Below are 20,166 nucleotides of genomic sequence, written 5' to 3'. Positions count from 1 at the left end.
GGTTATGTCGCCTTACGGATTCCGAAACTGCCTGTCAGAAGATCATTCAGCAGGGTTTGAAAAATGGCCCGGTATTCAGGAAGCGTATCGATAACCATGGCCCCGGTGGAATAGGTTTCGGCGATTCTCCGATCATCGGGTATTTCGGCCAGGATTGAGATTCCTTCCCCCTGACAGTAGTCATGAACGCGTGAGTCACCGACACCCACGCGATTGATCAGCACGCCATGGGGAACGCTGAGTTCCCGGGCCATGGCAATGGCGAGCTTCAGGTCATTCAGGCCAAAGGGCGTAGGTTCCGTCACGAGTAGAAGGATGTCCGCATCCCGAACGGAAGCGACCACGGGACAGGATGTTCCCGGAGGCGCATCCAGGATGACTGTTTTTCCCGGGGGAATCCGGTCGCGAACAGCCCGAATCACTGGAGGTGCAAGGGAAACACCCACGGTAAGACGACCTTCAATCAGAACGACGTGGTCCGCTTGATAGGTCGATACCGTTCCTATTTCCCTGGGTGATTCTGAAATCGCCCCCGTTGGACAGATTTTTACGCACCCACCGCAGCCGTGACAGAGCTCCGGAAAGACAAGGGGGTGGGTGCCGATCGACACGATGGCGTGAAATGCACAGAGACGGCTGCATTCCCCGCACCCGTTGCACAGGCTGGTGTCCACAGTGGGAACCGGCATGTTGACCTTTACTTCCCTCTTCAGCTCTCCTTTGAGGAAGAGGTGATCGTTGGGTTCTTCCACGTCACAATCCAGAAGATAAATTTCTGTCTCACTCACTCTGGCCAGGTTCGTAGCCACGGTTGTCTTTCCGGTCCCGCCCTTCCCTGAGGCGACGGCAATCATCATGGTGTCTGCTCCGTTAACATCCCGCTGCAGCAGGGCTGAAATGGGTGAACAAATTTCCTGCACGGTCTCACTACACCCAGTGACCTTCAACATTGGCTGAGTCGGCTTCTGTTAATTTCCCGTTCTTCCAGGCTTCAAGGGCCATCCGGACAGAAGATTCATCGGTATGAAATACCTTGATCCCGGCAGCCGACAGTACACGGTAGGCCTTGGGCCCGCAGTGTACGGTGATCAGGCAGTCAATCTTCTCCCGGGCGAGGTTTTCCGCCGCCTGGATCCCGGCTCCCTGGGGTGAATTCAGAATCTGCTGGTTATCCACGATCCGAAAAATTTCGCCCTCCGTATCGTAAATGAGAAAATAGGAAGTTCGACCAAATCGGCTGTCCAGCGGTGAATCCAGGTCTTTTTCCGTGGTTGGTAAAGCAATCTTCATCGTTTCTCCTTTCGGAAGGTTCTTTCGAACTCCAGATGGCATTTTTCTTCAGCCAGAACCAGATTTACGAACGGGCCCGGGTCATATTCTTCCCACACATGGGGCACACGACCTGGTAACAGGGTGTTCCTCTTCGGTGGGTCTCGCGGTACCCGCAGGCCGGGCAGATGCAGTCACCACCCGGTCCCAGTCCCATGCCACCCCCTTTTCCTCCCTGACCTCCCTGTCCTCCTCCTTTTCCCCCCTGGCGCCCCTGGGCTCCTTTCATCCGGCCTCCACTTCCTCCCTTACCCATTCCTCCAGGCATTTCTACACTTCCCGGTCAGTCTTTTGCGTTTCACCGAGCTGCTGTTTCAGAGCACGGATGGCTTCTTCGTGGAACTTGATCTGTCGTTCCAGAAGATCCTGCTCCTGCTCAGGCAGCAGGGTGGGGGGAAGAGGGGGGGCGGCATCATAGAATCCTCGAGCTCCACGGCCAAAACCCCTTCCCCGGCCCATGCCTCGACCCATTCCCCGGCGGGGAACAAAGGGATTCATGCTTCCTGGATAGGGGAAGCCGCCGCAGTATCCGGCGCCTCTGCCCGTTCTGGGTCCCATTCCATACGGTCCGGTTCGATCTCCTCCTGGCATTGTCTTACCTCCTGCGTTGATGTCCACGCCTGCACCGCATTCTTCTCCGTCCCGAAGGGAAAGGCTGCATGGTCAGTAAATCAGGAAGAGACTTTGCAACTTCTCCCGGGGTCCCGCGAACACCGGGAACAACCTGGATGTTCTGCAAGACCAGCAAGCGGGTCAGGAGCGGGCTGATCGCATTGCAGATCACGATACCCACGCCTCGTTCTCGAAGAACGTCAGGATAGGATGGGGGATAGTAGGAAGAACAGTCAACATATTCCAACCCTTCCTCTCCTTCCCGGTAAAGAATCCACCCGGGGGCGACGTCGGCCACGGGAGCGATTCTTTCGTCGAGAACAGGAAATGCGATGATCATGGCAACAGGGGTATAGCAAAAGATATGCCAGGTTTGATAAAAACACAACCTTAATAAATAGAGATAAATATGGATTTATTGTGTATTGCGGGAATGCAAGGGTGTTGCAGGATGCATCACTTTATGCCGTATTTATTCAGCTTCCTCCAGAGGGTCGTACGATGAATCCCCAGGTCTTCGGCGGCCCGAGTGATATTCCCGCCGGAACGTTTCATGGCCATGCGGAGCGTCTCTCTTTCGATCTCGCGGAGATTGCTCCCTCCAGGAATCGAGGTCTTCCGGCCTGAGGCACGAATTTCAGAGGGGAAGTGGTTGGAGCGGATCGTTTTCCCATGGCAGAGTACGAAAGCGTGCTCAAGAATATTTCGAAGCTGCCGGATATTACCCGGAAAATCGTAATCCATGAGGAGCTTGCAGGCATCCGGGGAAAGGCGCTCCACGGATTTACCCAGTTGTGCGTTAAGAATCTGGATGAAGTGGTCAATAAGAAGGGGAATGTCTTCCCGCCGTTCACGAAGAGGGGGAAGGGGAATGCGGATGACGCCGATCCGGTAATAGAGGTCCTGGCGGAAAAGATTGGATTCCACCATGGAGGATAGGGATCGGTGAGTCGCGGAAATCAGGCGGAAGTTGACCTGCTCCGGTTCCAGGGCCCCAATTGCTTCCACACAACCATCTTCAAGGACACGAAGAAGCTTGGCCTGAACATGGGGGGAAAGTTCACCGATTTCATCCATAAAGAGAGTGCCCGCATCCGCGAGATTGAATTTCCCCGGTTTATTCTGGTAGGCACCCGTGAAGGCACCTTTTCTGTATCCAAACAACTCCGATTCAATGAGGTTATCGGGAATGGCCGCGCAATTCAGCCGCACGAGACGTTTGTCCTGACGGATGCTTAAGCGATGAATAGCCTGGGCGAAGAGTTCCTTCCCGGTTCCACTTTCTCCTTCAATGAGTACGGGAAGATCGCTCTGGGCGATATCGGGGAGATGGCCGATCATGTCCAGAAGAGTGGGATTTTTCGTGATGATATCGTGATGGGTGTGGGACTCCTGGATTTCTTCCCTCAAAAAGTGAATCAGGGAAAGGTCGCGGAAAGTCTCGACGCCTGCGATCAGGTTTCCATCCTCGTCCCGGAGGGGGGATGTACTCACGGAGACCGGAATTTCCCTCTGATCCCTCGAATAGATGGTCAGTTCCCTTTCACCCACATGAAGGCCGGACTCCAGGGATTCCTTGAGAGCGCAGGCTGTAGGACAGTAGGTGGAGCGGAGGATGTCATAGCAGTATTCCCCGATCGCCTCGGCGGCAGAAAAGCCGGTAATCCGCTCCGCGGCCGCATTGAAATAGGTGATCCGCATGTCCCGATCAACCACAAAGACACCTTCGTTGATATGATCAAGGATCCGTTCGTAGATTTGGCAGCGCTCGTATGGGGAATTCACAAATAGATTGTAGCATATTGCAACGTTTGGATCGAGAATGGATGCGGAATTGTACCTCAACTGACAGGAATAACCTTATAGTCACCGGGAAGTGACTGATCGTGGCTTTGTATGTAACCGGTTCAGGGTTCCTGGAGGTGGCGCAGATGGAGGAAGAAATTCACCATAGCTGCTATCTGAATGACGAAGCGAATGGAGAGCAGTGTAGCTGGGAGCATGAGAGCTGAAAAGGCAATAATGAAAATGGGTTGATTCATCAACCTAACCATACGTCGGGATTGTAAATTTCCTGCCAAGATCGCATTAAAATTTCGTTAATAGGAACACGGTATCGGAATTACGAAAGTATGATTCACTCTAAGTTATTCAAAAACCACAATATCTCTACTCTTTCTCCCAACGCCATGCTATGATTTCATTAGATAGGATATATTATAAGGAGGGGATAGTGAATTATTTCGATGAGCAAATTGACCGATTATTATTCATTATTCTGTTCTTAGTTTGCGTTTTTCTGTTCTGGGCATTTCCGTTCCGATACTTGGATGAGGGATTCGAGTATACTTTTCTGCAGCTAAGTATCAGTATGATTCCGTGTTTGTTCATGCTGAAAGGAGGAAAAACATACGCTGTTGTATTTTCCATTGATGTCTTGGTGTTAATTCTGTTAGAAACGGTTACTATTACTGGGTATGAAGTTTCACGCTATGATGTGTCTCCGATATATATCCTTGTATGGCAAATACAAATCATTCTATTGGTATGGGATTTGTATTATGGTTTTAAAATTATCATTAAAAGACATATAAACTATCGAAATAGTACAAATGAGGAAAAAATATATCAAAGATCTCTAAATGCGGTAATCTCCAGAACATCTTATTTTATAATATGTGGAATAAGTATTCTATTATTGCTTATTGTTATAACGAAACTAGGGTTATGCCAAAATTGGTATTCATAAGAAACAATCTCTAATCAGCAACAGATAAGCGTGAACCTAGTTTCCCTGATTGATTTGGTTGCACTGTTCTCAGCCTTTGAGTACTCGGTTGGGTTTTCAGCAGGTTGTGCAGCTCTGTCATGTTTTTTTCTTTTCGCAATTTATCCAATGTATTCACCATTTCATGGTCACCGAGGGAACGATAAACGCCCATAATCCGCCCGATCATGTCTTCCATGGCCAGGACTCCTGGCTCCTCACCTTTCCATTTATCAGCTTTCAAGGCAACATCAAGCATGATACGAAGTCCAATTTGCCTGTCTCGGTAATAGAAAACCATGATTCCATAATCGAACTTATTTGCTAAGCTCTGGGGATATGCATCGCAGCAAGATTCCTGGAATAGACGCATTTCATCATTTGAAAAATACTTTCGAGGACCTTTAAAGTGAAATCTCATATCCTTATACCCTGGTACATTAAGGGAATGGAGGAGGATTTGGATTTTTCTTTGGTCAGGATGTGTGTAGTCTGGATTGGGGGTTATTTCCTTGAATCGAACCTCAAGTTGTCTCAAATACATCACAAGCGTTTCATCATCTGTTTTTCGAGTATATTCTAGCAACATTTCAAAAATGAAAGGGTGTTCATCCGTATACTTTGTAAATTGCAACCAACTTTCAGGGAGTGGAAAAAACGCAATGAGACCCCTGGTAGAGTTTTCGGAACAAAGCACATTAACAAAGTCTCGACTCTCGTATTCACTATAATGACCAAGTCTGAAGTCGGTCTTTGAACCTCCCAAAGTTACCCATTTGTCCATTTGGTCCCGGTACTTACAAATATTGCTTAAATCATTTTTATAAATAGATTCTCGCAAAATCGTTTCATAGCAGGAAATACCATGATTCGCCTGATTTGATATTTCTTGAATTCTTTTTTCTATAATTTCCTTCCTTTTAACAATCCTCACAGCGTGTTTATTTTTTAAAAGAATCTCCTTGATCCGAGAATTCGGGTACTTGATCTTTTTCAAAATATAGTCCAAATCTGCATCTACAACTGCCCCCATATCCACAGCTCTATTCAAGAGTTGAATTGCTCGGTCAATAATATACTCTCTTTTGCTTTCAATGTAGAATTCAGCATATTCCCAATCGTAATTGAAAATCACAATGAAGTCCTGGATGAGCTTGTTTTTTCCAGCAGAGGGAAACATAAGCCTACTCTGTGATTCCAGCAAGCCCAGTACCTCAGGTAGTTTTGCTTCAATCTTTGTTGTCTCGTAAACCGCGGCCGCAATATTCAAAGAAATAATTATAAATAGAAAGAAAAATGAAATGAAAAAATGTGAGTTATTAGATGATATCATTGTGTCCCTTCAAGCGACCTTAATCACTCCTGTCTACGTTTCAGAGAAGAATTCGGTTGAACTGATGCTAAGATCAGGTCTCAGAAATGGATGGTGGCTTTATAAGGACTATGCTGAATGATCGTCAGGTAAAAATGTCGTAATTCAAGACCTGACCCCGTCCTTGGCGAGGAGGATGAAGGGTACGGCAAAGAGGATTCCGTAACCCAGCAGGAAAATGGGATTGGCCTTGATCACGGGCTGGATGTAGAAGATCTTTTCCAGCAGGTATCCCGCGAAAACCGAGGCCACGAGAATCCGGATCAGCAGGGGAGTGACCTTGGCCTTCTTCGTAATGAAGGAGGTAAAGGGAATCGCCCACATCATGATGACGGCAAGGGCACCGATTTTATAAAACGCCGGATCATGCATACGCTTCGCAATGAAGGAAACTTCTTCCGGAAGGTTTCCATACCAGATCGTCAGGAACTGGGCGTAAAAGAGACCGCCCCAGAAGAGGGAAAAGCCCAGGGTAAGCGTGGAAAAATCACGCATGACACTGCGGTATGGCTCGCCATAGCGGAGGTAAAGAACGGATGCCAGAATCGCGCACATTCCAACTCCGAGGAAGACAGCCTCGACAAAGAAGAATGGAGGGAAAAGCGTGGAGATCCAGGGATATTCAAGGGACATAACAAAATCAACCGCCATAAAGGACTGGGAAATGACGAAGAGAAAGAGATAGATGCAGGCCCATAATGGAGCACGCTTTTTTTCGCCCTTTACCGCCTGTACGAAGATGAAGGCTGCCAGAAGGGTCAGGGTTAGAAGAAGACCGTTTCTACCCATGGCGGACCCGGGCTGAAGATAGGCGGTCGGATGGTGATACCAGGGGTAGTCGGAGAGATGAAAAAGATGCCCTACAAGGGCGATCGGGGGCATAAGGAGGTAGGGCCAGAGGTCAAGAAGCCGGTCACGAATCGGAGCAATCCAGGATCCCTGAGAAAGGTAAGCAGCCGCAGCCAGGGCCATAATTCCCTGGCCGATGGCCGTCCAGAAAAGAAGGGCGATGAGAAGGGCTGAGCCCGTGGTGTCATGAAAGAGCGTTTCGGATATGACTGCAATAATACCGGTGACCGCAGCGATTAGGAGATGGCGATTCATGCGCTTGCCCTCCTTCGGTCGATGATGATAAATCTATTTCCGGATTCCCTGGGTTGAAGAATTCCCGGAAGGGATGGAAATCGTCCCAGAATCAGAAAGCCGATAAAGGTTGTAATGGCACCGATCAGAATCGTCAGTTCAAATGCGATCACGACAAAAGCAGTGATGGAAATGAGGGGTTTCCCTCCCGTGATCAGGGGCCAGGAAAGCACGGTATAGATTGTAAAGGCGAACCCGGCTAAGAGTCCGGCCAGGGACCCTGCGAGGGAGAAAAACTTCAGAAAGCTTGGACGCTCCTTCAAGGTTTCTTCCAAACCGTGAACGGGGAAGGGGGTGATGATCTCGAGATCGTCTTCCGTACAGCCGTCCTGAACAAGCTCATTAAGCTTTTCGACAAAGGCTTCCTGATCGTCAAAGGTCCATTCATGATTCATGGGCTTGCTCCTTTACTTCGGTGATGGAAAGTACGGGAAGTACTTTAACGAAGACAAGGAAGAGGGTAAAAAACAACCCGAAACTCCCGACTGTAATGCCCGCTTCCACCAGGCTCGGCCGGTACGTTCCCCAGCTGTAAGGATCGTAATCCTTGGAGAGGGCCGTGACGATAATGACAAATCGTTCAAGCCACATTCCCACGTTGACAAAGAGAGAAAGGATGAAGAGGTAGATCAGGTTCCTGCGCAGGCTTTTTACAAAAACTGTCATGGGGAGAATCGAGTTGCACAGGATCATCATGGCCCACAACGGCCAGTAATCGCCGGCCATACGGTAGGAAAAGTGCGTGGTTTCGAAGATGTTCCCGCTGTAAAAAGCAAGAACGATCTCGATCACATAGGCATAGGTGACGATGAGGGAGGTGAAAAGCATGACCTTGGCCAGCTTTTCGAAATGATCCACGGTGATGTACTTCTCCAGGCCGAGGATTTTTCGCATGGGGATTACAAGGGTAAAGACCATGGCTGTGCCGGAGTAGATCGCTCCGGCTACAAAGTAGGGTGCAAAGATCGTGGTGTGCCATCCGGGAACGATACTCATGGCAAAGTCCCAGGAGACGACCGAGTGGACCGATATGACCAGGGGTGTCGCAAAGGCGGCGAGAAAGAGATAGAGCTGGTTATAGTGCTTCCACTGTTTTTGGGTACCCTGCCAGCCCAGGGAAAGGACTCGATAGACCCATTTGAAGATGCCCTTGAGGTGGCGCCGTGCCGCTGCCAGGTCGGGAATCAGTCCGACGTAGAAAAAGATGAGGCTGACCGTGAAATAGGTGGAGACGGCAAAGACGTCCCAGATCAGGGGAGAGCGGAAATTCACCCAGAGAAGACGCTGGTTTGGATAGGGGAGGAGGTAGTAAAAGCGCCAGGCTCGTCCCAGGTGGATCAGGGGAAAGAGACCGGCGGTCATGACGGCAATCAGGGTCATGGCCTCAGCTGATCGGTTGAATGAACTCCGGAACCTGGCGCGGAAGATGAAGAGGACCGCGGAAATCAGGGTGCCGGAATGGGCAATACCGACCCAGAAGACGAAGTCGGTGATATACACGCCCCAACCCACCGGGTTGCGGATTCCGGCCACGCCCAGCCCGGTCAGGAGTTGATATCCCCAGCAGGCCATTCCCAGGGCGAACATCGAGGCGGAAACCAGAAGGGCCAGAAAGTAGAACCGTGAGGGTCGGCTGACGGCCGCCATGACATCGGTTTCTACCTGGTCGTAATAGGCCTTACGATTCATGGCGGCCTCCCTCCTCCTTCTTCAGATAATATACCGCCGGTTCCGTCCCAAGTTGCTCCAGGATCCGTGATGCGCGGGAATCCTCGGCAAGGGCTTTAACACGGGATCCCTCATCCATCATGCTTCCGAAGGTAATGGCCCGGGCGGGGCAGGTTTGTGCACAGGCCGGAATGATTTCCCCATCCCGTACTTCTCTGCCTTCGTCTTTTGCACGATCTTTTGCATATCGGATGCGCTGGATGCAGAAGGTGCACTTTTCCATGACTCCCTTGGGACGTTTGGATACATCGGGATTCAACATCTGATCCAGAGGAGATTCCCAGGTATGATCGAACCAGTTAAAGCGCCGGACCTTGTAGGGACAGTTATTGGCGCAGTACCGTGTGCCCACACATCGATTGTAGACCTGGGCGTTAAGACCCTCGGGGTTGTGAAAGGTTGCAAATACCGGGCATACCGGCTCGCAGGGCGCCTTATCGCATTGCTGGCACATGACCGGCATCAGTTCCAGCCCCCCGTCTTCCCTTTCATAAGGGGAGATTCGAATCCAGGACATTTCGCGCCCCTTCAGGTGTTCCTCGTATCCGGTAATGGCCACGTTGTTTTCAAGATAACAGGCAGCCACACAGGCCGAACAACCCGTACAGAGATCCAGATCGATAGCCAGTGACCAGCGGTACGTATCGTGTTCATGGTCCGGGTAAAGGGTGGCATCTCCGTGATGATGATGCTCCGCTCCGTCTTCGTGGGGGACGATACCCCGTCCCTTCGCATCCGTGGAGCCGGAAAGGATGGGGAATGTCACCGTTCGGCCCGTTCTTTTCGTCGAAATACCCCGGAGACAGGTCAGGCATTCCCCCGTGGTATCCACGACAGGCAGGTGAGCATTGCGCATGGCATCCAGGGAAATCATCCATCTACCCCCGGGAAGCCCCGCCTGCTGCCGCACGGGGAGCTGAATGGAAAGTGACCTCCATCCAATTTCGACTTCATCCCCGTCCTTCACGCCCAGCTCCTTCAGGTCCTCCGGAGATCCCGAAAGGTAGTCGCCATAGGAGACAGAGGACAGGGGATCGGGAATTTCCTGGAGAAGGGTCAGATCGCGGCTTCTTCCATCGAACGTGCGAATCCCGGAGGTCACATAGAGGGCCGCTCCTCCCTCCGATTTTGGCAGGATCTCTTTCTTGAAGACGGCCTCTGCCGCTGACGAGGCCTGGAGGGATGGCTTTTTGGAAGGTACCGACTCCTCCCGGACACCGCGGTCGATCCATTCGGAACCGAATCCGGTCCAGTGGTCGATGAGGTACTGTTGGTAGGTTCGTCCATCCCCCATGAGCGCCAGCAGGATGTCTCCTTCGGTCCTGGTCCCGTAGAGAGGCTTGATGGCGGGCTGAACGACCGAACGGATGCCCCGTCTGGAGGAAGCGTCTCCCCATGATTCGAGACCATGGGAAAGGGGAAGGACAAGGGAACACCCCTTCATCCAGGGCTGGAAGAGATCGGTCATTACGATAGAAAAGTCCGATTTTGAAAAGGAACTTTCAAGGTTTTCCACCGTGTGCAGGGCATGCAGCCTGGAAAGGAAGGTCGTTCCGATTCTTCCATCATTCAACCGAGTGATCAGGGATTGAACATCTTTCAGAGTCCCCACGGAATCCATGACCTCATCATGGGTAAAGTCCAGAGAATCCGGAATGTTGCCCAGAGACCACTGAAGAAGAACGGCAAGGAGGGCGGTCATAAGGCCCGCTGACCCGGAAAGAGACACATCCCCGCACAGGACCACCGGCCGCGTCGATGAAGTAATCGATTGGATCAGATCTTCCATCCGGGCGGAAGTGAGTCCCGTGGCTTCCAGAACGCTCTCCCGACCTGGATTGGGAAGGCTCTCCATCAGGCGGGCGGGAATCGGGCGGCGTGCGGGAAGTTGACGCAGCAGGTAGGCAAGAAGATGGGCTTCACCTTCCGGGTGGATTACAAACCGGCGGTCCGAACTGACACCGGAAAGGGTGAGATGGGGCTCGATGTGGATCCAGGTCATTCCTTTTTCTCGGGCGTCTGCAAGGATCCGGGTCGCATGGACCGGATTCAAAAAGGCTCCGGCAAGGTCGGCGCCGATGGACAGGCAGAGGTCAGCCCCATCAAAATTGAAGGAGGGAAGGGAAGATGTTCCAAAGAGAAGGTTGTAGGCCTTTCGAAGGGCACCGTGGTTGTAGAATTCAAATTCTTTCTCACGTGTAACCGAGGAAGAGGCGCAGAATTCGTCAATGAGAGTGGCAAGGGAGCCCGTCGTTCGCCCTGCCATATAGACGCTTTCTTTTCCGGCGGCTTTCGATTCCTTCAGGGCATCTCTGATTTGGGAAAGGGCCGTATCCCACGAAACGGGTGCGAAAGAACCGTCCTTGCTTTTCAGGAGGGGCTGTTTCACTCGATCCGGGTGGTAGAGACGTGTGAGGGAAGCCTGACCCCGGATGCAAAGAGCCCCCCGGTTCAGGGGGTGGTCCGGGTTTCCCTCGAGCTTTACGGGATTGCCTTCCCGGAGCTTGACCACCATTCCGCAGGCGGCGGGACATTCAGTGCATGTGGATCGGACGTAGTAAGGTTCTCCCGGGATGATGCCCTCCTCAGGAGGAACCAGGTAGGAAATCAGCTTTTTCTCAGGACTGTTCCACTTGCAGGCCGAAATTACCGTGCCTGATCCAATTCCAATTAATTTCAGAAAGTCACGTCGTTTCATCGATTCGCTCCTGACACCATTCCAGACTCTCTCATTTGTGGCACACCAGGCAGTCCGTGGGTGCGTTATTGGCCCTGTGACACTGGATACACCATCCCATTTCCAGGGATCGGACCCTGCGAACCCTCGGCATGGCCTTGAGTTCTCCATGGCACACCGCGCAATCCACGCCGGCCCGGATGTGACGTTTATGGGTGAATCGTACGTGCCAGGGAAGATCGTGAACCTTGATCCATTCCACGGGCCTCCCTTCCTCCCATGCACGGGTCAGTTTCTGGACTTCCGGGCGGTCCGTGGCGGCCGATTTGTGACATTCCATGCAGATGGAAAGCGTGGGAACGGTTGCCTGAGATGAACGTTCCACGTTGACATGGCAGTGGGTGCAGGCCAGGCCGAGTTTCCCCGCGTGTATCACATGGCTGAAGGCGATGGGTTGTTCCGGGGCAAGGGCCTCGGGAGCACGGAAAGTATAGAGAGCCACAACAGCTCCCAGTCCCACCATAAAATAGAGGAGAACGGCGAAGGTCAGCAGTCGTCGGCTCACGGTGTGCCTCCCTTCTCCGTTTCGGCTTCAAAGTGCGTAATGAGGTAGGTGGCTACAGCCTTGATTTCTGTTTCGTTCAATCCCTGGTTCGGCATCGGAGGAAGGTCGGGGTTGATCTTTACAGGGTTACGAATAAAAGCCATAAGGCCGTCAGGATCATTGACATATTTGGGAAGGACCGTGTTGTACGCCGGTCCCACGACCTGGACGTCAAATTTGTGACAGGCCGAACAACGTTCGTTAAAGATCTTTTCTCCCATATTGGCATCGGCGGGAACCGCGGAAGCGTAGAGGGCTTCCCTGGACGCCTGGAGTTCCTGCTGGGATTTCTCCACACTCTGAGCCAGGAGAACTTCCTGTTCACGGTTGGCCCCGGCCTGCAGGGTCGTCATTGACGCTGCAAAGAAGCCGAGGAGGCAGATGGACAACACAAAGACGAATGTGGAAAGGCGTTCCGTGCCATCAAACAGCATAGCCAGGGTTCCCCGGGCGATGAGAGCCAGGACGAAAACGACGGCGATAAAGAGTTTCAGAAGGACGGGAGTAACCGAAGGCAGAGGGTAAACGGCCAGGCTCCATATCAGGAGAGGCAGGCTGACCAGGGTCCCACCAAGGGTAAGTATTTTACCGATTGCGGCGATCCGGGTACGGGCCGGATGGTCTTCTGGCAGACGGCGGTCCGGCCAGGTAAAGCAGAAAAAGAGTATGGCTGCGCCCCCCGCGACGACAGAGAGCGAAAGGTAGGTCATAAAGTCCACCAGAACCGAAACGGCAAAGATGCCCGGGAGGGGGCCGTGGATCAGCGGCCATCGCTCCGGCGTGTAGATCAGCCCCAGCGTCGAAAAGAGGAAGAAGGTGGAAGCCAGTAAGAGGAGGATCGCTGGTCCCCCGTAAACCGGTTGGCGTGTTTTTCGGTAAAGGGCCAGTCCCAGAAAGGCGGGGAGGGCAAGGAGAGCCACCCGACTAAGCATCGTGGCTGCGGCCACGGGAGCTCCGTAAAGGTGCTGTCCCACGAGGAAGATCAGGCACAGGAGGGGAAGAACTCCCAGAACAAGCCATGCAACAGGGTTTTTCAGCCCCACGTCAGCCAGTTCCCGGTCACCCCCTGTACCGGCGGCACCCACGATCATGGAGGCAATCGATGTGACCAGGGTGATCCCCGTATAGAGCAGATAGAGAGAAAGCATAAATAAGATCAGGTAGGGCAGAAGGGGCAGGTGGGGAAGAAGGGGAGGCAGGATAATGGATTCAAGCGAGCCCATGGAAGGGGACCCCCTTTCTCGTGGTGAAATTCATCTACTTCGTCCTCGAACGCAGATCTTCCAGGACCTCGGCCGCATGTCCCCTGGCTTTGACCTTCGGCCAGATGGCGGTAATTGTTCCCTTTGGATCGATGAGGACGGTACTGCGAACAACGCCATAATATTCCCGGCCATACATCTTTTTCAGCTGCCAGGCCCCGTAAGCTTGCAGTGTGGAATGCTCCGTATCGCTCAACAGGAGGACGTCAAGGTTGTACTTCTCCTGGAAGGAGCAATGGCTCCTGACGGAATCGGGGGATACCCCGAGAACCACGGCGTTCAATGCGTCAAAATCCTTTTTTAATCCGGTAAATTCCTGGGCCTCAAGGGTGCATCCTGAAGTAGAATCCTTCGGGTAAAAATAGAGGACAACCCAGGATCCCTTCAATTCTTTCAGACTTACATTACGCCCCGTGGAAGCCGGTAGAGTAAAGGCGGGAGCCTTATCGCCGATCTTCATGAAAAACCTCCTTGGTTTGCGTTTTCAATCCTTGCATATCGGGTTGGAAATGAGAATGGGAGGCCGTCCTGACACTGCAGGTGAGTGCGAGAGATGGTCGGTGCAGAAAACGGCCGGTAATCAGGACCATCATGGTGACCAGGATCAGGATGTTGATGGCGGCGAAGGTTTGTCCGGGCCGGTCTTTTTCCCGCACCATGCGCAGGGTCTGCAGTGCCATGAAGATGGAGGAGACAATCAGAACCGCGTAAAGCGCCGGATGGTTAGCCAGGTGGAAGACCGGGAGAAAAAGGATCGAGGATATCAACGCGAAGGTCCAGCTGGCAATCATCTTCATGAAGGCATCCCGGGAAATTCGAGCTGTGGGAACGGGAAATCCCGCATTCCTGTAGTCCTGTTCGTGAAGTCGAAGGAGCATCCAGAAGTGGGGGACCTGCCATAGAAAGAAGATCGACATCAGGGCCACATTAACCGGATGCAGAAAAGAACCGTTGCCGCAGGTCCATCCAATCGCGGGAGAGATGGCCCCGACAAGAGCGCCGGGCACGGCCGCATAGGCCGAAAGGGCTTTCAGCGGCGTGTAGACCCCATTATAGAGAAGGATGGCCAGTATGCCGAGCAGAGCAGGAGGCAGGCTATGTCCCAGAAGGAGAATTATGAACCCGGAGATGATCAATGCGATGGAAATCAAAAGCGCGCTGCCGGTTGTAATTCTACCTGTCGGGATCGGCCTGTTCCGGGTCCGTTCCATAACGCGGTCCTTCGAATATTCCTGAACCTGGTTCAGTGCGGTGGCCCCGGATGCCAGGAAAACAACTCCCAGAACAGGAACCAGGATTCCAGGATCTATCGTTCCCCGTGAAAGAATGTAACCGGTGACCGCCGACAGGGAGGTCAGGGCCGTGATCCGAATCCGCGTCAGTTCCAAATAGACACTCATGGAAGAGTTTTCAGTGTCTCAATAATGGCAGTAACATCCTCATCGGAGAGCTTTTCCGGTTGAGGCATGATGTCATCCCAGCCTTTGACGATTTCATCCGAGGGGTGAAGGATCGCACGTTTCAGGTAGGCGTCATCCACAGTGACTTCATTTTCGGTTCCTCCGGCGAGGACAATCTGTTTTGATCCATAGAGGCCTTTGAAAGATGGGGCCAGGTCCTCGGTACGGTCCAGCCGATGGCATGTAAGGCAGCCTTCCTGACGGAGAAGAACCATTCCCGGTGAATCTTCTTTGTCATCCGAATCTTCCTCACCGGCGTACCAGGCATCGAAGGCTGATTCCGACATCACTTCCACCTTTGTGATCATGTAAGCGTGGCTGGCTCCGCAGAATTCAGCACAGAATACATCGGCGGGCCCCATAGTTTCGGGCTTGAACCAGAGGTAGGTCTCCCTTCCGGGAACGGCATCCTGCTTGATCCGAAATGCGGGTATGTAGAGATCATGGATGACATCGACCGAACGGAGGATCAGTTTCGTGGGTCGATTGACAGGGACATAGAGGACATCGGTGCGCCGTCCGTTTTCATATTCAAAGGACCAGTCCCACATCCGGCCCGTTACATGGACAATCATGGAGTCCTCGGGAGCGTTTCTCATCATTTTGAAACCGACGTATCCGTAATAGAACATGGAGAGCACGATTAAGGTGGGAACTACGATCCAGATGATTTCAAGAATTATGTTCCCATGGATCTGCGATGCGACGGGATTTCGTTTGCTGGAATACTTCCATGTGAAAAAGATAAGAAGGAACGTGATCAGTAGAAGGAAGAAGACGGAAATCCCCGTAATAAACAGAAAGGTATGGTTTACGGCTTCCGTGGTGAGGGCAGTGGGATCGTTCATTGAGCTGGACCTCCCGGCAGGAAGAGGACATCGACAAAGGTGAGAACCATGATCACGGTCAGGGTCAGGATCGCCACCATGAGCATGACCTTGAAAACCGGGTCGTCATATTTCAGGTGCATAAAGAAAAAGAGAACAATGGTGCTTTTCAGTGCTGCGATTGCGATGGCGGTCGCAATGCTCACCGAACCCAGATGAAGACCTGCTGCGGTGACTGTCAGTCCTGTAAAGACCAGCAGGGCCAGCCATACCATGATGTAGGTTCCATAGGAGAGGGTCTCTTGCTTTTCCATTCCGCCTCCAGTTTTCATGTGATGAGATAAAACAGCGGGAAGAGAAAGATCCAAATAATATCGATCAAGTGCCAGTAAAGGCCGGCATTTTCAAGCTTGATCAACATGCTTTCCCGTGTTTCCTCATCGGTTTCGTCGAAGAGTGTGAACCCGACTTCTGTAACTCCGGATCCCAGAGATTCTTCCAGGATGGGAGATCCAGAGTTGTCCAGAAGGGCAAGGGCAGCGCCTTCTCCCCGGGGGACCCGAACGTGTCTTCTGGGTTTCCGGGCGACGAGAACACACATGACCGTCAGAAGAATGATTCCGATAATGACATGGAGGCCATGGAGTCCTGTCATTGCGTAATAGAGACTGTAAAAAATGTTCTCTCCCGGCGTATGTTGAACAAGTTCAGGAGAGTTGGGATAGATATGGTGGTGGATCTTGGTAGACCATTCAATATATTTATTAATCAGAAAGATGAACCCGAACACAATGGTAATGACAAGAAACCAGGCGGATAATTTTCGTTTCCTCTGCTGAAACGTTGCAATGGAAAGGGCCATCGTGAGGCTTGAGGTGAGTAAAATAAGCGTGTTGACCGTACCCAGGAAGGTGTCCAGGTGAGTTGCGGCATAGTGGAAATCGGCTGGATATCGGTAGCGGTAGACGGCGTACAGGAGAAAAAGCCCGCCGAAGAGGAGAAGTTCCGTGAAGAGAAAGAGCCACATGCCGATCTTGGCCCCCTTCGGATCTCGATGGACATGGGGCATGGCGGTAGCTGCGCTGCTCATGCCGGTTCTCCGGTGGGGAATTCATAAGGGCCGCCGGTGATTGTGGGAATTTCTTCAAAGTTCTCGTGGGGCGGCGGGGAGGGAATCGTCCATTCCAGGGTCACGCCGCCCCACGGATTGGCTGGAGCCGGCTCTCCACGTTTCAGGGATCGAAAGAGGTTCCAGGCATAGAGAACGAGGCCGAGAATGAGAATCCAGGACCCGACCGTTGCAATGACATGGCCGCTGTGAAATTCGGGAACGTGGTCGTAGTAGCGTCGGGGCATGCCTTCCCACCCCAGGACCAGCATCGTAAAGTAAAGGGTGTTAAAACCGAGAAAGAGAAAAAACCATGCCACATACGAACGCTTGAAGGAGTACATCCGTCCCGTCATCTTCGGGAACCAGTACAACAGGCCCGCGAGAAGACCGAAGGCGGTACCGCCGAACATGACGTAGTGAAAGTGCCCCACGACGAAGTAGGTGTCATGAACATGGACATCAGTCAGGAGCGCTCCCTGGACCAGGCCGGTCAGCCCCCCGATGGAAAAGAGAAAGATGAAGGTCAGGGCATAGAGGAGGGGAGGAGAGAAGGTGATCGATCCCTTGTAGAGCGTTGCCGTCCAGTTGAAAACCTTGATAGCGGATGGAATGGCGACGAGGAAGGTCAGAAGGGAGAAGATCCAGGCAGCTGTGTCGGAAATTCCGCTGACAAACATGTGATGGGCCCATACCAGGTAGCCGACAAAGGCGATGGTGAGGCTGGAAAAGGCGATGGCCTTGTATCCAAACGCCGGCTTCTTGGCGGCCGTCGGAAGGATTTCCGTGATGACTCCCATGGCAGGCAGGATCATGATATAGACTGCGGGGTGGGAATAGATCCAGAACAGGTGCTGATAGAGAACGGGATCGCCACCCCGGGACGGGTCAAAGAGGCCGAGGTTGAAGATTCGCTCCATGATGACAAGCAGAAGGGTGATGCCAAGGATCGGCGTTGCCAGGAGCTGGATCCAGGCCGTTGCGTAGTGGGCCCAGACGAAGAGGGGCATGCGGAACCAGGTCATCCCGGGCGCACGAAGCCTGTGGATGGTCGTAATAAAATTCAGTCCGGTCAGAATGGAGGAAAACCCGAGCACGAAGGCGGCAAAGACAGCCAGCGTGACGTTGGTTCCCGTACGGATGCTGTAGGGTGCATAGAAGGTCCATCCCGTATCGGGCGGGCCTCCCCCTGTGAAGAGAGCCGTGACCGCCAGAACCGCTCCCGCCATGTAAACCCACCACGAAAGGAGGTTCAGCCGCGGGAAAGCCACATCCCTGGCACCGATCAGGATCGGAAGGAAAAAGTTTCCCAGAATTGCGGGAATACCTGGAATGATAAAGAGAAAAATCATGATCACCCCGTGGAGGGTGAAGAGAGCGTTATAGGTCTGGGCGGACATCAGCGTCTTTCCCATGGTCATCTGTTCGATCCGCATGAAGAAACCGAGGGTCACACCCACAAAGAAAAAGGAAACGATTGCCATGAGATAGAGCATCCCGATCCGTTTGTGGTCGGTGGAAAAGATCCAGGATGCAATCCCCTTTTTCCAGTTGAGATAATTAGCGGGCTGTGCCGCGAGGGTAGCCGATTCAGCCATTGAGCTGCTCCTTCTTCCGGTGACGCCGGGTCGTTACAATAAGCCATATGACAAACATGGCTCCAAAGACCATTGTGAGGCTTCCGGTTACTTTAAGAACGTTGAACACGTAAGTCTTTCCCTTGGGATCGTAGGAAAAACAGAAGAGAAGAACACGGCTGATCGTGGGACCGACCCTGCCTTCGGATGCCTCCGTTATGGCCATCTTCATGTCGAAGGGAAGAAAAGAAATTCCGTAAATATAGCGGACAATTTTTCCGTCCGGGGAGAGGGCAATCAGCGCGGCGGCATGGAGATAGTTATCCCCATCCTTTTTATAGTAGAACCCGACGGCATCGGTGACCCTGTGAATATTCTCTTCCGTACCGGTTAGAAACCGCCAGCCCTCCGGCGGAAAGGGGCGGGTAAAGGTCTTCAGGTAATTTGCCTTTTTCTTCTCCGCCAGGTCGGGCGTGTCCTTGGGGTCGAAGCTGATCGTCACCAGCTGGAAATCCTTTCCAGGTTCCAGGGTGACCTTGTCAAAGACGTCGGACTCCCCGTTCAGGAGAGGGCCGCAGATCCCCGGGCAGTTGTAAAAAACCAGGGAAAGGATGGTCGGTTTGTCGATAATTTCCTTGAGCTTGACCTCGTTACCGGATTCGTCGAAAAAGGTTGCATCGAGGGGGATGGTGTCGCCCAGCTTTTCGACAATTCCAACTTCCGGCATTTCATTTGGCTTTTCGGCAAGCAAAATAAAAGGGATCAGTAAACAAGTGAATACAATACCTTTAAATCGTGGATACACCAAGATCGAACCTCCGAAAAATGTTCACCCATTATAGCATGAGGATCGGTGTCCTAAGGATCTCCTGGCCTCAAAGAGAAACAGTAAAACGAAGAATTTTCTTTCCGGGTCAAATTTATGGGGACATCAGAAGCATGAGAATCGATGGAATCGCCATTCCCGTTACGTTGAACATCATGTGGACTCCAATGGCGGGAAGAAGGCTTCCGCTCCGGTCACGGAAGTGTCCGGCAAGGATTCCATTGACAAAGCATGAAAAGACGATCAATCCGACGAAAGGTCCGGGCATGGATCCAAGGAGGCACAGGTGGCCCAGTGCAAAGAGCGCTGCACTGCACAGGATGGGGGCCTGGATCCGCCATGCTGCAATCGTGATTCCGTAGTTTCGGAGAGGATTCAGGAAACTCTGAAGAAACCCCCTGTAAAAGATCTCTTCACAGGTACTGGCCAGGATCCAGACCGTGAGAATCAGTTCCAGGATTCCCGATGGTGAGGGTCCCCCTTCGGGTCCGGCAGAAGGTCCCATGAGGATCGACATAATCACCAGGTTGAGGAAGGTAAGGGGTGCCGATACGGCAAAGGCGATACCCAGGGCCCTGCCCATCGTCCGCAATGACGTGCCCTGAAACCCGAATTCCCTGAAGCGGCCCTTTCCGACCGTTCCAACCAGGAGTAAAGACAAGAATAAAAAGGAGATTTGAGGGACCACACCGGAAGGAAGGGGAAGGGATAGTACGTGAGGAAAGACAAAGAGGGACAGGGAATAGACCAGAAGAAAGATCAGGATCCCGGTTGCCAGCCGCTGAAAAGAGCTCATCTCCCGTTCGTACGTTCTGAAAAATGAAATGTTCATTCATGCAGGAATTCATTTTAAGGATTATAGTAATGATACGGG

The 20,166-nt window shown here is 52.3% G+C and carries 22 protein-coding genes; all 22 read right to left on the bottom strand.

Annotated features, from left to right (window positions below; translation table 11 throughout):
* Nucleotides 1-2: 2 nt before the first annotated feature.
* The 22 genes from PLD04_10770 to PLD04_10665 all read right to left on the bottom strand — a co-directional run bounded on the left by PLD04_10770 (nt 3) and on the right by PLD04_10665 (nt 20,124).
* Nucleotides 3-857, bottom strand: coding sequence for an ATP-binding protein (locus tag PLD04_10770; protein ID HXK68818.1), 855 nt, complete (start codon nt 855-857; stop codon nt 3-5).
* A 70-nt stretch (nt 858-927) separates the two neighbouring features.
* A complete protein-coding gene (locus PLD04_10765; GenBank protein ID HXK68817.1) occupies nt 928-1,290 on the bottom strand; it encodes a NifB/NifX family molybdenum-iron cluster-binding protein in 363 nt (120 codons plus the stop codon).
* Between the two features lie 64 nt (nt 1,291-1,354).
* Nucleotides 1,355-1,558, bottom strand: a complete 204-nt coding sequence (locus PLD04_10760; GenBank protein HXK68816.1) for a hypothetical protein — start codon at nt 1,556-1,558, stop codon at nt 1,355-1,357.
* Nucleotides 1,559-1,599: 41 nt separating this feature from the next.
* Complete coding sequence (locus PLD04_10755; protein ID HXK68815.1) at nt 1,600-1,920, bottom strand: DUF5320 domain-containing protein; 321 nt, start codon at nt 1,918-1,920, stop codon at nt 1,600-1,602.
* A gap of 4 nt (nt 1,921-1,924) precedes the next feature.
* Nucleotides 1,925-2,281 carry a hypothetical protein gene (locus PLD04_10750; protein HXK68814.1) on the bottom strand — a complete coding sequence of 119 codons (357 nt, stop codon included), beginning with the start codon at nt 2,279-2,281 and terminating at the stop codon, nt 1,925-1,927.
* 116 nt (nt 2,282-2,397) lie between these two features.
* Nucleotides 2,398-3,726, bottom strand: a complete 1,329-nt coding sequence (locus PLD04_10745) for a sigma 54-interacting transcriptional regulator (GenBank protein HXK68813.1) — start codon at nt 3,724-3,726, stop codon at nt 2,398-2,400.
* Between the two features lie 122 nt (nt 3,727-3,848).
* Nucleotides 3,849-3,983: a hypothetical protein gene (locus tag PLD04_10740; protein ID HXK68812.1), complete on the bottom strand. Its 135-nt coding sequence runs from the start codon at nt 3,981-3,983 to the stop codon at nt 3,849-3,851.
* A 717-nt stretch (nt 3,984-4,700) separates the two neighbouring features.
* Complete coding sequence (locus PLD04_10735; protein ID HXK68811.1) at nt 4,701-5,978, bottom strand: hypothetical protein; 1,278 nt, start codon at nt 5,976-5,978, stop codon at nt 4,701-4,703.
* 207 nt (nt 5,979-6,185) lie between these two features.
* Entirely contained in the window at nt 6,186-7,184 is a 999-nt protein-coding gene (locus tag PLD04_10730; protein ID HXK68810.1) for a hypothetical protein, read from the bottom strand.
* On the bottom strand, nt 7,181-7,618 hold the full coding sequence (locus PLD04_10725; GenBank protein HXK68809.1) for a DUF3341 domain-containing protein: 438 nt from the start codon (nt 7,616-7,618) through the stop codon (nt 7,181-7,183). The genes PLD04_10730 and PLD04_10725 overlap by 4 nt, the downstream gene beginning before the upstream one ends.
* Nucleotides 7,608-8,912: a polysulfide reductase NrfD gene (nrfD, locus tag PLD04_10720; protein HXK68808.1), complete on the bottom strand. Its 1,305-nt coding sequence runs from the start codon at nt 8,910-8,912 to the stop codon at nt 7,608-7,610. The genes PLD04_10725 and nrfD overlap by 11 nt, the downstream gene beginning before the upstream one ends.
* Complete coding sequence (locus PLD04_10715) at nt 8,902-11,649, bottom strand: 4Fe-4S dicluster domain-containing protein (GenBank protein ID HXK68807.1); 2,748 nt, start codon at nt 11,647-11,649, stop codon at nt 8,902-8,904. The genes nrfD and PLD04_10715 overlap by 11 nt, the downstream gene beginning before the upstream one ends.
* Nucleotides 11,650-11,680: 31 nt before the next feature.
* The gene (locus PLD04_10710) at nt 11,681-12,193 is read right to left on the bottom strand and encodes a cytochrome c3 family protein (protein HXK68806.1); all 513 of its coding nucleotides are present in this window, start codon (nt 12,191-12,193) and stop codon (nt 11,681-11,683) included.
* On the bottom strand, nt 12,190-13,455 hold the full coding sequence (locus PLD04_10705; GenBank protein HXK68805.1) for a c-type cytochrome: 1,266 nt from the start codon (nt 13,453-13,455) through the stop codon (nt 12,190-12,192). The genes PLD04_10710 and PLD04_10705 overlap by 4 nt, the downstream gene beginning before the upstream one ends.
* A gap of 34 nt (nt 13,456-13,489) precedes the next feature.
* Nucleotides 13,490-13,954: a peroxiredoxin gene (locus PLD04_10700; GenBank protein ID HXK68804.1), complete on the bottom strand. Its 465-nt coding sequence runs from the start codon at nt 13,952-13,954 to the stop codon at nt 13,490-13,492.
* Nucleotides 13,938-14,894: a protoheme IX farnesyltransferase gene (locus PLD04_10695; GenBank protein HXK68803.1), complete on the bottom strand. Its 957-nt coding sequence runs from the start codon at nt 14,892-14,894 to the stop codon at nt 13,938-13,940. Before PLD04_10695 ends, PLD04_10700 begins: the two co-directional genes overlap by 17 nt.
* Nucleotides 14,891-15,802, bottom strand: a complete 912-nt coding sequence (gene coxB, locus PLD04_10690; protein HXK68802.1) for a cytochrome c oxidase subunit II — start codon at nt 15,800-15,802, stop codon at nt 14,891-14,893. The genes PLD04_10695 and coxB overlap by 4 nt, the downstream gene beginning before the upstream one ends.
* The gene (locus PLD04_10685) at nt 15,799-16,095 is read right to left on the bottom strand and encodes a cytochrome C oxidase subunit IV family protein (protein HXK68801.1); all 297 of its coding nucleotides are present in this window, start codon (nt 16,093-16,095) and stop codon (nt 15,799-15,801) included. The genes coxB and PLD04_10685 overlap by 4 nt, the downstream gene beginning before the upstream one ends.
* 14 nt (nt 16,096-16,109) lie before the next feature.
* Nucleotides 16,110-16,871, bottom strand: a complete 762-nt coding sequence (locus PLD04_10680) for a cytochrome c oxidase subunit 3 (protein HXK68800.1) — start codon at nt 16,869-16,871, stop codon at nt 16,110-16,112.
* Nucleotides 16,868-18,487, bottom strand: coding sequence for a cbb3-type cytochrome c oxidase subunit I (locus tag PLD04_10675; protein HXK68799.1), 1,620 nt, complete (start codon nt 18,485-18,487; stop codon nt 16,868-16,870). Before PLD04_10675 ends, PLD04_10680 begins: the two co-directional genes overlap by 4 nt.
* Complete coding sequence (locus PLD04_10670) at nt 18,480-19,193, bottom strand: SCO family protein (protein ID HXK68798.1); 714 nt, start codon at nt 19,191-19,193, stop codon at nt 18,480-18,482. Before PLD04_10670 ends, PLD04_10675 begins: the two co-directional genes overlap by 8 nt.
* 193 nt (nt 19,194-19,386) lie before the next feature.
* Nucleotides 19,387-20,124 (bottom strand): type II CAAX endopeptidase family protein, encoded by a 738-nt coding sequence (locus PLD04_10665; protein ID HXK68797.1) that lies wholly within the window; start codon nt 20,122-20,124, stop codon nt 19,387-19,389.
* Between the last annotated feature and the right edge of the window lie 42 nt (nt 20,125-20,166).

It is taken from the genome of Thermoanaerobaculia bacterium (genome assembly GCA_035593605.1).
GTDB lineage: Bacteria > Acidobacteriota > Thermoanaerobaculia > UBA2201 > DAOSWS01 > DAOSWS01.
This window is presented reverse-complemented; position numbering and strand designations above follow the sequence as displayed.